Here is a 14,063-nt window from a genome sequence, read left to right as displayed (position 1 = left end):
GAGCGCGTGCGGTCCGACCAGCATGGAGGAGATCGCGGGCCCGTACCCGGAGGGAAGGAACCGTCAGATGACCGAGGAGCGACCCGAGCTGCCGCGCGAGGAATGGCGCCAGTTCTTCGACAACCTGTCAAGGCAGTACGAGGGCTCGGACGTGACCGTCGAGGTGCTGAGCCGGACGTTCGGCGATCTCATGCAGGCCGAGAAGCTCCCGCTCGCCTATCTCGAGTACGACGACAAGGACGACATCTTCACCGTGGCGATAGGCGGGCGGGACGGGCGGTATCCGGTGGTGCTCGCTCACCTCATCCAGCGGCCGCAGACGATATTCGCCGATACCGTATTCGCCGATACCGGCGCGCCCGACATGCCCCGGGCCTTCGACATCGTGGACGCGGAAGGCACGCAGACGATCATCATGCTCCACGATCCCGCGGTGTGGAGCGGCGCGCCGACCCTGTGACCTCAGACCCGTCGCCCCGCCGACCCTGTGACCTCAGACCCGGCGCGCCCGGCGGGTCCACCCTGACCGCCCTGGTCAGCGGCCTGATGCCGACGTCCGGCGGGTCGCTTCGGCGGCGACGCGCCGCATGATTGCGGCGATGGCGGCGGGGTGCGTGAGGTGCGGGTGGTGGCCGGCGCCGGGGATGGTCGTGACGGTGGCCGGTCCTGGGTCGGCGATCAGCGGATCCAGCTGCCCGGCAGCGAGGCGGACCGGGACCGAGACCGTCTCGCTGAGCAGGGCTTGGAGAGCGGCGCGTTCGGCGGGCTGGTTCGCGTCCCTGAGCAGGCGGGCCGTACGGCGGGCGACGCCGGGCCGGTGCAACTGGGCGGCGGCGCTCGCCACGGCCCGGCGGGCTTCGTCCGAGGAAGTGCCGTCGCCGAGGAGCGAGGTCGCGAGACGGTCGGCGGGGATTCTCTTGAGGAGCTGCGTGGCGAGCGCCGGTGTGCGGAGCGGTCTCGGGGCCGCCTCCTGGAGGAAATAGGGGGAGACGAGGACCAGGGCGCTGAGGCGATCGGGATGGGCGGCGGCGTAGCGGAGCGCCGGGGCGGCCGCCGCGGAGTGGGCGACGATCACGGGCCGGGTTCGTACGGGCGCCAGCAGATCGGTGAGCCAGGCCGGCGGGGTGGCCGAGGTGGGGGCCGAGCGGCCGAGTCCCGGCAGGTCGGCGACGAGGGCGGCTGCTCCGTCGAGTTCACCGAGCACGCCCTGCCAGGACTCGCCGTCGAGGGGGAGTCCGTGCAGGAGTACGAAGCCGGGCGAGGTCCTGTCCCCGGCGACATAGGTACGGGATCCGCCGACGTCATGGAAGCCGCCGGGAAGCACGGCCGGAGCCGTCCCGAACCGGTCCGCCACCAGCCGATCGGCCCAGCGGCGCAGCGCGGTCTCGACGGGCGGCTGCCGGAGCCCGGCGGCCGCGGCGACCCGCTCGGCTGAGGCGGTGTCGTAACGGTCCTCGGTGAGGAAGGCCAGGGTCTCGGGGTTGGCTCCGGTCAGCGCGGCCGGGAGGCGGCGGATCAGGGACACGGGCACGAGTGTTCTCGGCGCGCGTACGCCCAGGTGGGCCGCGAGCAGGCGCACCAGTTCGGGCAGGCTCGGGGTGTTCTCGTCGAGCACCCAGTGCAGGCCGCCGGGCTTCGGGTCGTGCTCGGGGATCGCGGCCATGAACGACGTGAAATGATCCACGGTCTCCACGGGTACGAACGTACGGGCGGTTCCCGGCAGCGCCGGAAGGCGGCCGTTCCACAGGTCGCGGACGACTTCGGCCAGGCCGATGTACTGCCCGGCCTCGCCCGTGGTCGAGTGGCCGATCACGGTGCTCGGGTTCACCACGGTCAGCGGGACCCCCAACTGCTCCGCGACGACCCGTACGGCGGCGTCCGCCTCGGTCTTGGAGCCCTCATAGGCCCCTTGGCCTCGGTACAGCTCCGTCAGCTCGGCCTCCGAGAGGGGATACCGCTCTCGCGGGCCCAGCCCGACCCGGTAGCCCGACACGTGGATCAGCCTGCGCAGGCCGGGCCGCGTCGCCGCCCAGCGCAGCACGTTGAGGGCGCCCTCGACGTTGACCGTCCTGGCCTCCTCGCGCCCCAGCCCGAACCGGTAGATGGCGGCGGCGTTGACGACATCCCGTACTCCGGCCAGCCGCTCGTCGTCCGCCGCACTCAGCCCCAGACCCGGACCGCCCGTGAGATCACCGGCCACGACCGTGAACCGCTCAGCGTCCGCGCCATGACCCTGCAGCCAGGCCCGCAGCTCGCCCCCGCCACCCGCGCCCGTGCGGTCCCGAGCCGCTGGAGCGTCCGCGTTCGTGCGACCCTGAGCCGCTGGGGCGTCCGCACCCGTACGGCCCTGAGTCGGGTTGCGGATGACGGCCGCGACCGTGCGGCCCTGTTCCAGCAGCCGCAGCACCATCCACCTGCCGATGAAGCCGGTCGCCCCGAACACCACGACGTCCGGCGCGCTCCGCGAAGTCTCGTCCATCTGATTCGCCTCTCTAGACCGATCTACATATTCCGGGGACAACAAAAACGCCCGACCCCCAGCGAAAAGGATCAGGCGGTGCCGAGCAGCTTGGCGATGCGTCGGCTGGTCTGCTCGATGGGAGTCCGGCTACGACCGGCACGGGCCAGCACGAGCGCGCCCTCGATCAGGGCGAGCACCGTCGCCGCGAGCTCATCCGCCTCGGCCGCGTCATGACCGTCGGCCCGGAGGGCATCGGCCAGCGCCCGCTGCCAGCCCGCGTAGATGTCCCCGCAGATCGGCTGCAGGACGTCGTTGGTCGCGGCGACCTCCAGGGCCACGGTCGCCACCGGGCATCCCTTGGCGTAGTCGGCGGCCACCATCCTGTCGGCCAGCGCCGCCATCAGCGCCCTGACAAGATCGCGGGAAGTGGGCGCCGTCGAGGCCAGCTCGACCACGATGCCGTCGACCTCGCGCCCGGCGGCGACGAGGGCCTCGCTGACCAGCTGGTCCTTGCCGCCGGGGAAGTGGTGATAGAGCGACCCCCGAGGTGCTCCCGCCACCGCGAGCACCTCGTTGAGCCCGGTGCCGTGGTAGCCCTTCGCCTCCACCAGCGTCCGAGCCGCCTCGATCAGCCGCGCCCGCGTCTCATCACCCTTGACCGCCACGCCCCCGAGAATAGACCGATCTGCATAATTCGCAAATCATCCCATGCCGACAATGGTCTTCACGATGTCGCGCGGCGGGTCGGCCAGCCCACGTGCCACGGCCTGGGACAGCGGTACGGTCTGCGTGGGCAGCCGATCGACCCGGATCTGCCCGCCGTGCAGCAGGGCGACCGCGGCCAGTAGATCGGTGTCCCACCGGTGGGAGGCCGACCCCACGATCCGCTTCTCGCCCAGCACCACGTCCAGGGTGGGAAAGGCGGCCGGCTCCGGCGACACGCCGAGCAGGACCACGCTCCCGCCGCGCCGGCACAGCGACAGCGCGCTCTCCACCGCGGCCGCCGGCCCCGCGCTCTCCACCACCGCGTCGGCGCCGCGCCCATCGGTCAGCTCGCGTACGGCTTCGAGGGCGGCGTCCGGCGCCACGCCGACCAGTCCGAACGACCGGGCCAGCGCGCGGCGGCCCGGATCCGGGTCGACCGCGACGACCGTCGCCGCGCCCCGGCACCTGGCCACCTCGGCGACCAGCAGGCCGACGGCCCCGGCGCCGACGATCGCGACCACGGCCCCGGACACGTCGCCGGCCTTGTCCAGTGCGCGGACGGCGACCGCCGCCGGCTCGGCGAAGACGGCGACGGCGGCGGGCAGGCCATCGGGCAGCGGGACACAGCGCGCGGCCGGTGCCACCAGGTATTCGGCCAGGCCGCCGTCGTCCTGCAACCCGAGCGCCGCGCCACGCTCGCACAGCGGGTAGTCGCCGCGGGCGCACCACCAGCAGTGGCCGCAGCCCAGCACGACGTCCGGCACGACCGCGGTGCCGGGGGCGAGGCGCACGCCGGGGCCGGCCTCCGCCACCACGCCGACGACCTCGTGCCCCAGGGTGAGCGGCGCGGTCCGGCCGGTCAGCGGGTGCGGTTCGACCGGCACCACGACCGGCCCGAACCGGTACTCCTCGATGTCGCTGCCGCACAGGCCGCACAGCGTGACCGCGATCAGGACCTGGCCGGGACCCGGCGCGGGTACCTCGGTCTCGACCAGCCGCACGTCGCCGCGCCCGTACCAGCGCAGCGCCGCCATCCGGCCCCTGCTCACGGCCGGATCCCCGACCACGCTCACGGCCGGGTCCCGGACAGGCGGGTGGTGACGTCGGCGCGTTCGGTGAGGCCGGGGACGAGCTCCACCCCCAGCCCCGGTCGTCCCTCCAGGCTCACCCAGCCATCCTCCACCAGCGGCAGGCCGGTCGCCAGCTCCTGGTACCAGGTGTGCTGGAAGGCCCGCACGCTCTCCTGGATCAGCGTGTTGGGCTGGCTCAGGGCGAGGTGGACGCACGCCGCGAAGGAGATCGGGCCGGTGCAGTCGTGCGGCGCGAAGGGGATGTCGTACGAGTCGGCCAGCGCGGCGATCTTGCGAGCCTCCGTGAGCCCGCCCGACCAGCCCATGTCGATGATCGCGACCCGGATCGCCGACCGCTCCAGCAGCGCGCGGAAGGACCGCTGCCCGGTCAGCGTCTCGCCGGTGGCCAGCGGCGCGGACGTCGACGCCTGCAGCGTCGCGTAGGAGCCGTGGCTGTCGGACCGCAACGGATCCTCCACCCACAACGGGGCGAACCGCTCCAGCTCGCGCACCAGCCCGACGGCCGCGTACAGGCTCCACAGCCCGTGCAACTCGACCATGACCTCCATCTCGGGCACGGCGTTCTTGATCTCGTCGAGCACCCGCAGGCCGGCGCGCAGGTCCGCCCGGTCCAGCCGCATGCCGCCGGTACGCTCGGCCGCCTGGTCGAAGGGCCACACCTTCATGGCGCGGAAACCCTCCTCCCACAGGGACTTGGCCAGCTCAGCCGGCCGCTCCAGGAAGCCCCGCAGATCGTCGTACGCCGACGCCGCCGCCAGCCCCCAGTTGGACACGGCTTGGCGTGGCTCGTTCTTGATGTAAGAGGAGCCGGCGCAGGTGTTGTAGACCGGGAGGCGGTCGTGGAAAGGCCCGCCGAGCAGGGTGGACACCGGCTGCCCCGTGGTCTTGCCCAGCAGGTCCCACACGGCGAGGTCGACCGCGCCGTTGCCGCGCGTCTCCACGCCGCTGCCCTGGAAGCCGACATGGCCGGTGAGCAGCCGGCGCAGCCGCTCCGGGCCGGGCACCGGCGCGCCGACGAGGAGCGGTGCGACGGTCTCGTGCAGGTAGGCCTCGACCGACTCGGCCCCGAAGAACGACTCGCCGAGGCCGGCGTGCCCGTCGTCGGTGTGCAGCCGCACCAGCAGCACGTTGGGCTGAATCGAACAGCGGATGGTCTCCAGTCCGCTCACGACGGCTCGGGTACTCATGATTCCAGGACCGTATCTGGTAAGACCAGTAATTCGCAAGAAACACATCACCCTTGACAGTGGCGCCACTGCCAGCAAAGCTCTAGCAATCTGGTAAGACCACAGTCCGGACGGATGTTGAGAACTATGACGTTGACCGGCAGACCTCTGGCGATCACCATGTGGGACTTCTCCTGGCTCGAACGGCGCTGGGACGGCGCCGGGTATGAAGACTGGGACCGCGCGCTGGACGAGCTCGTCGAGCGCGGCTACGACGCGGTGCGCATCGACGCCTTCCCTCACCTGGTGGCGGCCGATCCGGGGCGGACCTGGCGCCTGCTGCCCGTCTGGCACTTCGAGCAGTGGGGCGCGAGCGAGCCGGTGTCCGTACGAGTGCTGCCCGAGCTGCTGGAGTTCATCCAGGCGTGCGCGAGCAGGGGCCTGCGGGTGGCGCTGTCCTCCTGGTTCCGCCGGGACGAGCTCGACACCCGATCCCGGATCCGGACCGCCGCCGACCTGGCCGCCGTCTGGGACGTCACGCTGACGGCCATCGAGGAAGCCGGTCTCGCGGACGCGATCTACTTCGTCGACCTGGTGAACGAGTGGCCGCTGGCGATGTGGGCGCCGTTCCTGTACGGCAACGACGCGGACGCCGCCGCGCTGTCCCGAGCGGACGAGCGAGTACGAAGCTGGACGCGCGAGGCGATCGGCACCCTGCGCGCCAAGCATCCGCGCCACCGCTACACGCTGTCCTTCGCCACCGAGACCACCGGCGCCGACGGTGAGGACCTCACCGAGCTGGACCTGCTCGAACCACACGTGTGGATGACGCCGCAGGCCACCGGCTTCTACGACGAGATCGGCTACGACCTGGAGCACTCTCAGTTCGACCCGCGCGCCTACGAGCCGCTGTCCGGCCCGGCCGAACGCCTGTACCGGGCCGAGCCGGAGCGGTGGGCCGGCGGCCTCACCGATCACATCCAGCGCGTCGCCGAGTGGTCGCGGTCGGCCGGCAAGCCGCTGGTGACGACCGAGTGCTGGGCCATCGTCAATTACAAGGACGGGCCGGGCCGGGACTGGGGCTGGATCAAGGAGCTGTGCGAGGTCGGGGTACGCGCCGCGCTGGCCACCGGCCGCTGGGAAGCACTGTCGACCAGCAACTTCTGCGGGCCGCAGTTCGCCGGTATGTGGCGTGACGTGGCCTGGCACCGCGGCATGACCGACGCCATACACGCGGGGGCAACCGAATTCACCGCCGTTCCCTGAGCGGCCTTCTCCCTGAGCGGCCTTCTCCCTGAGCGGCCTTCTCCCTGAGTGGCCTTCTCCCTGAGCGGCCCCTTCCCTGAGCGGCCTCACCCCCCAACGGCTCGTGTCCTGAGAGGAACGAACACATGAGTGCCATCCCCCGTCGAGACCTCCTGCGCGGCGCCGCCCTGCTCACGCTCGGTGGCGCGGCCAGCCAGCTCACCCTGACCGGGTGCGGGTCGTCCGAGCCGCAGGCCGGCTCCAGCAAGACCGGGCCACAGGGCCAGGTCGTCGTCTGGATGCACGAGGAGCCCGCCAACACCAAGTACTTCAACGCCAAGATCGCCGAGTACCAGAAGCAGTTCCCGAAGGTGTCGATCAAGCCGCTGTACGTCCCGATCGCCAACCTCGACACCAAGCTCTCCACGGCGTTCACCACGGGCGCGCCGCCCGACCTGATCAAGGTCGGCGCCTGGACTCTCGCCGAGCGGGCCTCGAAGCAGCAGCTCGCGCCGTTGCCGTCGGCGGAGTTCGGCGCCGCGTCCATCGACGCGCTCAAGGGCAGGTTCGAGACCAACGCCTTCGCCGCGCTGACCTACGAGCAGCAGGTCTACGGCACGCCGATCGACTTCAACTCGGTCCACCTGTGGTACCGGCGCGACCGCTTCGAGAAGGCCGGGCTCGACCCCGACAAGCCCCCCACCACCTGGGAGGAGGTCGCCGAGTTCAGTAAGAAGCTCACCAACGCCGACGCCTCCCAGGTCGGGCTCCAGTGGCAGCTCGCCGACAACATCTGGGCGATGCTGAACTTCATCCCGCTGATCCGCGGACTGGGCGGGCAGATCATCGACGAGAGTTCCCGGCGCGGCATGCTGAGCACGCCGGAGGGCATCAAGGCGCTCGAATACTACGGCAGCCTCGGCAACCCGAAGCTGAGCGACCCGGTCGGCGCGTTCGGTCTGTTCGCCAAGGGCACCTCGGCCATGCTGATGTCCGGCCGGTTCACCTCGAGCCTCATCCCGGCCATCAACCCCAACGCCAAGCTCGGCCAGACCTTCGACAGCGCCCTCGTGCCCAGCTGGGAGGGGAAGGAGAAGGTGGCCGCCGGCTACTCGTGGGGATGGTTTGTCGCCAAAAAGGCGAAAAATCCGTACACAGCGTGGCATTTCATTAACTGGTTGCTCAACGGGGACAACGTCAACCAGCAGCTGGCCGCCACCGGCCTGGTCACGCCGACGGCCGGCTGGCAGAAGCTGCCCGCCGCGAGTGACAAGGCCAGCCAGCAGCTGGAGCAGCAGATCCCGTACACCGACTTCGGCCCGGTGCTCCCGCAGTGGACCGAGACGATCAAGGCGCTGCTCGACGCGCTCGAATCGGTGATCCACAAGCAGGCGCCCGCCCAGCAGGCCGCGACCGCCTTCGACACCGCGGTGGGACGGATTCTCAAGTGATCGGCAGTAAGGCCCGCACCATGAGCGCGGTCGAGGCCCGCGCCGGCGCGGGCCTCGCCGCCCCGGCGATCGTGTACTTCGTGCTGTTCTGGGCGCTGCCCGCGCTCGCCGCCCTGTACCTGAGCTTCACCTCGTACGACCTCTCCGGCACCCCGCAGTGGGTCGGGCTCGACAACTACCGCGAGATGGTGACGAGCGACGAGTTCTGGAGCAGCGTGTGGGTGACGCTGCTGTACACGGTCTTCGCGGTCGGCCCGACGATCGTGATCGCGCTGGTCGTGGCCGTGCCGCTGGCCAAACCCGGCAGGTTCCGAGCCTGGCTGCGCGGGCTGGTCTTCATCCCGGCGGTGATGCCGCTGGTCGGCGCCACCGTACTGTGGCAGGTGATCTACTCGACCGGCGGCCTGGCCGACGCGCTCGCCGGCGCGGCCGGGGTCGGCCCCCGTCCCTGGCTCACCGACTCCGACTACGCCATCTGGGCGCTGCTCGTGATGGTCATCTGGAAGTACGTGGGCCTGTACGTGATCATCTTCGTGGCCGGGCTGCAGGCCCTGCCGGTCAACGTCTTCGAGGCAGCGGCCATCGACGGCGCCCGCACGCTGCGTACCTTCTTCCTGGTCACCGTGCCGCTGCTGCGCCGGACCTTCACCTTCGTGATCGTCGTGGCGGTCACCGGGGCCATGCAGTCCTTCGTGCCCGCCTACCTGCTCACCAAGGGCGGCCCGGTCAACGCCACCCAGGTGCTGCCCCTGTACCTCTACAACAACGCGTTCTCCTTCTCCCGCTTCGGCTACGCCTCCGCGATCGCGATCGTCCTGCTGGTCGTGCTGCTGGTGTTCGCGTTCACCCAGTTCACGTTGGTCAGGAGTGACGAGGAATGAGCGGACGAATGAGAATCGGCCGGTCGCTCACCGTGGTGGCCCTGATCGGCTTCGTGGCGCTGATGCTGCTCCCGCTCTACTCCATGATCGTGCTCGCGTCAGCGCCGGACGACACCGACCTGTCCGGGCTGCGGTTCACCGGTTTCGCGCTGTTCGACAACATCGGCGAGATCATGTCCGACGGCCGGTTCCCGCGCTACCTGATGAACAGCGTCCTGATCGCGTCGGCCGTCTCCGTGCTCGACGTGGCGATCTCGGCCGCCGCCGGGTACGCGCTGGCCCGGCTGCGCTTCCCCGGCCGGGCCGCCCTGCTCAACCTGGTGGTCGTCGCGCTGTCCCTGACCCCGGCGGTCGTCATGATCCCGGTGTTCGTCATGCTCAGCGAGATCGGCTGGCTCAACAGCTACCAGGGGCTGATCGCGCCGTTCGCCGCCAGCGCGCTGGGCGTCTTCCTGGTGCGGCAGTTCGCGCTGGGCATCCCCGTGCAGATGCTGCACGCCGCGCGGGTGGACGGCGCCAGTGAGCTGCGCATCTTCCTCCGCATCGCGGTACCGCTGCTGCGGCCGGCGCTGCTCACCGTGCTGCTGCTGCAGTTCCTCGCCCAGTGGGACAACCTGATCTGGCCCTTGATCGCGGCCAGCGAGCAGGACCTGTGGACGCTGCCGCTGGCGTTGTCGTCCTTCGAGGGGGAACACGGGATCGTCTACCACCTCCAGACCGCGGCGGCACTCATCTCGATCCTGCCCCCGCTCGTCCTGTTCTCCTTCCTGCAGCGTTACTACGTCTCAGGTCTCACCCTCGGAGGGGTCAAACGATGACCGACGGCATCCGCGTCGAGCGGGTCACCAAGCGCTACGGCAACCAGGTGCTGTTCGCCGACATCGACCTGCACGTACGGGACGGGGAGTTCCTGGTGATCGTCGGCCCGTCCGGCTGCGGGAAGTCCACGCTCATGCGCATCGTCGCCGGCATCGAGCCGGTCAGCGCCGGCCGGGTCACGGTGGGCGGGCGGGATGTCACCCACGCCCACCCCGGCGACCGCGGGATCGGCATGGTCTTCCAGGACTACGCCCTCTACCCGCATCTGAGCGTCGAAGGCAACCTGGCGTTCGGGCTGCGCGCCCACCACGTGCCGAAGGAGGTCATCCGCCAGCGGGTGGCCGACACCGGCCAGGCCCTCGGGCTCACCGACCAGCTCAAGAAGAAGCCCGGACAGCTCTCCGGCGGCCAGCGGCAGCGGGTCGCGCTCGGCCGCGCCATGATCAGGGAACCGGCCGCCTACCTGATGGACGAGCCGCTGTCCAACCTGGACGCCGCGTTGCGGGTGCAGATGCGGGCCGAGCTGATCGAGTTCCACCGCCGCACCCGGGGCACTGTCCTGTACGTGACGCACGACCAGGTCGAGGCCATGACCATGGGAGATCGGGTCGCGGTACTCAACGAGGGCGAGTTCGCGCAGATCGGCACCCCGGCCGAGATCTACGAGAAGCCGGCCAGCGTGTTCGTCGCCACGTTCCTCGGCAGCCCCCGGATGAACCTGCTCGACGCCACCGTACGGGCGGCCGACACGCACGTGGAGCTGACCAGCGGTGAGCTGAGCTGGCGGCTGCCGCGCGAGGCGTTGCCCGCGGACCTGCCCGAGTCGGTGCAGATCGGTTTCCGGCCGGAGTCGGTCCGGTTGCCCGTCGACACCGGTACTCCCGCCTATGAGCTGGCGGCGACCGTGTCGTACCGGGAGAACCTCGGCAACGAGAGCATCTTCCACCTGCGCGACAGCACCGGACGGACCATCATCGCCCGGCTGCCGCCCCGCAGCGGGCCGCGCGACGGCGAACACGCGACCTTCCAGGTGCCGCTCGCCGATCTTCATCTCTTCGGCCCTGATGGGCGGGCGTGCTGGCACGGCACCGAACTCGCCGACGACGGCCAGCCGCTACCGTGGTCGGCATGACCGCTGGGCGGGGGAAAAAACCGTCGACGACGAACCTCGGCACACTCATCGCCGTACTCGAGAACCGGATCCTGACCGGACAATGGGCACCCGGTGCCCGGCTGCCGTCCGAACGCGATCTGGCGACCGAGTTCACCGTCAGCCGCCCCGTCATCCGGGAGACGCTGAAGGCCCTGCAGGAGCGCGGGCTGGTGGAGGTCTCGCCGCAGCGCGGCAGCTTCGTCCGCCAGTACACGGCCGAGAACCTGATGCGGCCGATGAACCTCGCGGCCCGCGCGGCGGGCGTCACAGCCCGGCAGCTCATGCGGGCCCGCGTCATGCTGGAGACCGAGGCCGCCGGCCTGGCCGCGACCAACGCCACCAAGCAGGACCGGACCGACCTGCTGCGCATCCACCAGCTGTTCGCCCAGCCGGGCAACGTACACGCCAGGGCACGCGTCGACCTCACCTTCCACGAGACCATCGCGCGGGCCTCCGGCAACCCGGTGATCCACATGATGTTCACCGCGATCCAGGACCTCACCTACGGCCTGATGCTGCGCAGCCTCAGCGACCGCGAGGTACGCGCCGCCGGCGAGCCGCTGCACACCGTGATCCTGGAGCACATCCTCGACCGCGATCCGGACGGGGCGCGCGAGGCAATGCGACGGCACCTCGACATCGCCGGGGACCTCTATGGGCCGGACATGGACACCAGCCTGGCCGAGGTCATCGAACACCAACTCGCGACACCCTCGGCCGAGCTTCTGGCCGACGACAACGTGCCGGCGGACTCCACACCTGCCTAGCGCGTCACCGTGGCATCCCACGGGCCAAGACGTGGAGGATCAAGACGTGGAGGATGCGGTCAGGCGTGGCCGCCCACGGTGATCGGGCCGAGCGTCAGCTGCGGTTCGCCCTCCAGGATCTGTCCGGTGAGCGCCACCTGCTCGTCGAGTTCGCGCAGCTGGGCGGGGGTGAGTTCACGCAGCGACTCCACCGTGACGGCCAACCGGCGGCCGGAGCGCCGCTGGTGCCACACCCCCGCCACCTGCCCGTCCACGAGCAGCACCGGGAAGTTGCCCGCCTGGCCGCCGTTCAGCGCCCGCCCGGCGGCCGGGCCCGGGTACAACACCTCGCGCGGCCTCCCGGCCACGACATAGGCATCGAAGTACGGCAGCAGCCGTACACCCCTCGGCGGCTCGTCCGGCACCGCGGTGTCACCGGCCGCCACCCAGGCCGGGACGCCCTCGAACAGCACCTGCTCCGGCTCGGCCGCCGCGAAGCCCCCGGCCGCCCACTTCACCGGCGCCCCGATCCACTTGGCGAACTGCTCGGGCGTGGCGGGACCGTACGCCCTCAGATAAGCGTTGACCAGCTCAACCAGACAGTCGTCGACCGGCTTGGCCGGGTGGCGATCCGCGGGCGGGGCGCTATAGGTGACCTTGCGCCCCCTCGCCGGGCCGAACACGAACGCCCCCCGGTGCGCCGCCGTCGCCATGGCCTGCCGCCAGCGCGGCCACATGGTCTGGAAGGCCGGCATGACGAGGTCTCCGGCCCACGGCCCCGTGGTGGCCACGACCGCGTCGCTCAACTCGTCGATCGTCAGGGCCGCTCCGGTCCCCAGCACATCGCGGATCGCCTCCACGACCTGATCGGTCTGCGCGGACGTCATGCGTACGTCCTGGGCGAAAACCGAGTGCGCGACCGGCAGCATCGACAGGGCTCCCACCCACATCGGCAGGTCGCGGGCGGGCAGCAGGTGTACGGTGCCGCGCGGGCCGTGCGTCTTGACCAGGGTGCGCTCGCCCCACAGCGCCTCGCGCACCCCGGTGCGGGTGACGCCGTCGAGACGGAGGCCGATCGACAACTCGGCCGCCGACATCACCTGGGCATGGGCGCCGCACATGGCGGCGACCACGTCTGCCGGAGTGGCGTCCTTCGCGGGGGCGGCCAGGTCGTGCCGCGCCAAACGCCTGGCGCTGACCTGGGACCACGACATCTTCATCATGAAACTGACCCTAGGGAGCAATGCGGCAAAATTCGTTCCGCGTTTCGGGCGGTGTCGCAGGGGGGAGCCGAACCAATTGCACACCGCTTCACCCTCACCACCAAGATGACGCTGCGTGCCCGGCGAACAAGATCGCCCAGCCCGGAGCTGGCTACAATTCGCCGGATCGTCGGGAGTACGACATGAGCTGCTCGGCCGTGATGCGTTCGAGTTGCTTGTGCCGAGTCTCCGGGCCGAAGGCGATGAGGGCGATCATGGCCAGGGCCATCGGGATGACGCCGACAGCGGCGGTCACTCGTACGGAAGGGATCGCGACGGCGGTGACCACCAGGGCCAGGATCAGCACGCCACCGGCCTTGGTCGCTCCAGCGGACAGACCGCTGGTGCGGGCGCGGATCACGGTCGGATAGATCTCCGCGGTGTAGGCGGCGAGCACGGCGTTAAGGATGCTGATTCCCCATACCGGCACAACGAGCAGGACGTACAGCAGAGTGCGGTTGGCGGCCACCTGATCGCCCAGCAACGCGAAGGTGGCGAGGGAGCCGCCCATCACCGCGGTCACGAGGATGATGGTCTTCTTGCTGCTCCAGAATCCGTACAGCAGCGCGATCGGCAGGCTGAACGGGAACCCGATGATCGCGGCGTTACGGAGGATCTCGCTCGCGTTCACCTCGGAGAAGCCGAGCCGCTGGAGGTTGGACGGCATTCACTGCTGGAACCGTACTGGGTGGTGCCGATGCTCAGGGCCAGCAGGACGACGACGACGGTCAGGCCGAGGAACGGCTTGCTGAACGCCAGCCGGGAGCCGCGTCCCAGGTTCTGTTCGACGGCGAGCTCGGACGGCGTCTCGACGATGGTGGCGCCGTATTTGCGCATGACGGTCTGGGCCTCCTCATCGCGGCCCTGCTTGATCAGGAAGCGCGGCGACTCCGGGATCCAGCGGTTCAGCAGCAGGATGAGACCGGTGGGAAGGCCGATCAGCCACAGCAGGCGCCAGCCGAGCTGGTCCGGCGCGGCCCAGGTGGAGGCCAGCCAGCTCACGATGAACTATTCGGGTGGGTGGACGAGGAGTCTCCGGAGCAAGGCGTGCGTTGAAGGGTGCGGGGCTCGAGGGGCTCCTGG

General features: G+C 70.4%; 14 protein-coding genes. 7 read left to right on the top strand and 7 right to left on the bottom strand.

All coding sequences use genetic code 11. From position 1 onward, the window contains the following. The first annotated feature begins 67 nt into the window (after positions 1 to 67). Positions 68 to 460, top strand: a complete 393-nt coding sequence (locus ACIBO2_RS55615) for a DUF5335 family protein (protein ID WP_397305088.1) — start codon at positions 68 to 70, stop codon at positions 458 to 460. Between the two features lie 75 nt (positions 461 to 535). Here ACIBO2_RS55615 and ACIBO2_RS55610 read toward each other — a convergent pair whose 3' ends face one another. The 4 genes from ACIBO2_RS55610 to ACIBO2_RS55595 form a co-directional block, all read right to left on the bottom strand. After that, a complete protein-coding gene (locus ACIBO2_RS55610) occupies positions 536 to 2,479 on the bottom strand; it encodes an alpha/beta fold hydrolase (RefSeq protein WP_397305087.1) in 1,944 nt (647 codons plus the stop codon). 71 nt (positions 2,480 to 2,550) lie between these two features. After that, a complete protein-coding gene (locus tag ACIBO2_RS55605) occupies positions 2,551 to 3,126 on the bottom strand; it encodes a TetR/AcrR family transcriptional regulator (protein ID WP_358541015.1) in 576 nt (191 codons plus the stop codon). 36 nt (positions 3,127 to 3,162) lie between these two features. After that, entirely contained in the window at positions 3,163 to 4,239 is a 1,077-nt protein-coding gene (locus ACIBO2_RS55600) for a zinc-binding dehydrogenase (RefSeq protein WP_397305085.1), read from the bottom strand. Beyond that, positions 4,236 to 5,444 carry a mandelate racemase/muconate lactonizing enzyme family protein gene (locus ACIBO2_RS55595; protein ID WP_358541021.1) on the bottom strand — a complete coding sequence of 403 codons (1,209 nt, stop codon included), beginning with the start codon at positions 5,442 to 5,444 and terminating at the stop codon, positions 4,236 to 4,238. Before ACIBO2_RS55595 ends, ACIBO2_RS55600 begins: the two co-directional genes overlap by 4 nt. Positions 5,445 to 5,576: 132 nt before the next feature. Between ACIBO2_RS55595 and ACIBO2_RS55590 the strand changes: the two genes are divergently transcribed. From ACIBO2_RS55590 to ACIBO2_RS55565, 6 genes are all read left to right on the top strand, one after another. Beyond that, the gene (locus ACIBO2_RS55590) at positions 5,577 to 6,689 is read left to right on the top strand and encodes a cellulase-like family protein (protein ID WP_397305084.1); all 1,113 of its coding nucleotides are present in this window, start codon (positions 5,577 to 5,579) and stop codon (positions 6,687 to 6,689) included. A 125-nt stretch (positions 6,690 to 6,814) separates the two neighbouring features. Next, positions 6,815 to 8,119 (top strand): extracellular solute-binding protein, encoded by a 1,305-nt coding sequence (locus ACIBO2_RS55585; RefSeq protein WP_358541026.1) that lies wholly within the window; start codon positions 6,815 to 6,817, stop codon positions 8,117 to 8,119. After that, positions 8,116 to 9,000 (top strand): carbohydrate ABC transporter permease, encoded by an 885-nt coding sequence (locus tag ACIBO2_RS55580; protein ID WP_397305083.1) that lies wholly within the window; start codon positions 8,116 to 8,118, stop codon positions 8,998 to 9,000. The genes ACIBO2_RS55585 and ACIBO2_RS55580 overlap by 4 nt, the downstream gene beginning before the upstream one ends. Positions 9,001 to 9,008: 8 nt before the next feature. Continuing rightward, the gene (locus tag ACIBO2_RS55575) at positions 9,009 to 9,818 is read left to right on the top strand and encodes a carbohydrate ABC transporter permease (RefSeq protein ID WP_358541031.1); all 810 of its coding nucleotides are present in this window, start codon (positions 9,009 to 9,011) and stop codon (positions 9,816 to 9,818) included. Then, complete coding sequence (locus ACIBO2_RS55570) at positions 9,815 to 10,951, top strand: ABC transporter ATP-binding protein (protein ID WP_358541034.1); 1,137 nt, start codon at positions 9,815 to 9,817, stop codon at positions 10,949 to 10,951. The genes ACIBO2_RS55575 and ACIBO2_RS55570 overlap by 4 nt, the downstream gene beginning before the upstream one ends. Then, positions 10,948 to 11,739 (top strand): FadR/GntR family transcriptional regulator, encoded by a 792-nt coding sequence (locus tag ACIBO2_RS55565; RefSeq protein WP_358541037.1) that lies wholly within the window; start codon positions 10,948 to 10,950, stop codon positions 11,737 to 11,739. The genes ACIBO2_RS55570 and ACIBO2_RS55565 overlap by 4 nt, the downstream gene beginning before the upstream one ends. A 59-nt stretch (positions 11,740 to 11,798) precedes the next feature. On the opposite strand, the gene ACIBO2_RS55560 is transcribed toward ACIBO2_RS55565, so the two are convergent. The 3 genes from ACIBO2_RS55560 to ACIBO2_RS55550 form a co-directional block, all read right to left on the bottom strand. Continuing rightward, positions 11,799 to 12,941 (bottom strand): winged helix DNA-binding domain-containing protein, encoded by a 1,143-nt coding sequence (locus tag ACIBO2_RS55560; protein WP_397305082.1) that lies wholly within the window; start codon positions 12,939 to 12,941, stop codon positions 11,799 to 11,801. Positions 12,942 to 13,092: 151 nt separating this feature from the next. Beyond that, positions 13,093 to 13,647 (bottom strand): hypothetical protein, encoded by a 555-nt coding sequence (locus ACIBO2_RS55555; protein ID WP_358541041.1) that lies wholly within the window; start codon positions 13,645 to 13,647, stop codon positions 13,093 to 13,095. Continuing rightward, positions 13,608 to 13,982, bottom strand: coding sequence for an MFS transporter (locus ACIBO2_RS55550; RefSeq protein WP_358541044.1), 375 nt, complete (start codon positions 13,980 to 13,982; stop codon positions 13,608 to 13,610). Before ACIBO2_RS55550 ends, ACIBO2_RS55555 begins: the two co-directional genes overlap by 40 nt. Between the last annotated feature and the right edge of the window lie 81 nt (positions 13,983 to 14,063).

The sequence above is a fragment of the Nonomuraea sp. NPDC050022 genome (assembly GCF_044460705.1).
GTDB lineage: Bacteria > Actinomycetota > Actinomycetes > Streptosporangiales > Streptosporangiaceae > Nonomuraea.
This window is presented reverse-complemented; position numbering and strand designations above follow the sequence as displayed.

What these genes read in the sequence shown, in the direction of transcription:
- ACIBO2_RS55560 (WP_397305082.1), bottom strand. Translation starts at nt 12,941, where the DNA reads ATGATGAAGATGTCGTGGTCCCAGGTCAGCGCCAGGCGTTTGGCGCGG.
- ACIBO2_RS55615 (WP_397305088.1), top strand. Translation starts at nt 68, where the DNA reads ATGACCGAGGAGCGACCCGAGCTGCCGCGCGAGGAATGGCGCCAGTTC.
- ACIBO2_RS55610 (WP_397305087.1), bottom strand. Translation starts at nt 2,479, where the DNA reads ATGGACGAGACTTCGCGGAGCGCGCCGGACGTCGTGGTGTTCGGGGCG.
- ACIBO2_RS55565 (WP_358541037.1), top strand. Translation starts at nt 10,948, where the DNA reads ATGACCGCTGGGCGGGGGAAAAAACCGTCGACGACGAACCTCGGCACA.
- ACIBO2_RS55570 (WP_358541034.1), top strand. Translation starts at nt 9,815, where the DNA reads ATGACCGACGGCATCCGCGTCGAGCGGGTCACCAAGCGCTACGGCAAC.
- ACIBO2_RS55595 (WP_358541021.1), bottom strand. Translation starts at nt 5,444, where the DNA reads ATGAGTACCCGAGCCGTCGTGAGCGGACTGGAGACCATCCGCTGTTCG.
- ACIBO2_RS55555 (WP_358541041.1), bottom strand. Translation starts at nt 13,647, where the DNA reads ATGCCGTCCAACCTCCAGCGGCTCGGCTTCTCCGAGGTGAACGCGAGC.
- ACIBO2_RS55585 (WP_358541026.1), top strand. Translation starts at nt 6,815, where the DNA reads ATGAGTGCCATCCCCCGTCGAGACCTCCTGCGCGGCGCCGCCCTGCTC.
- ACIBO2_RS55575 (WP_358541031.1), top strand. Translation starts at nt 9,009, where the DNA reads ATGAGAATCGGCCGGTCGCTCACCGTGGTGGCCCTGATCGGCTTCGTG.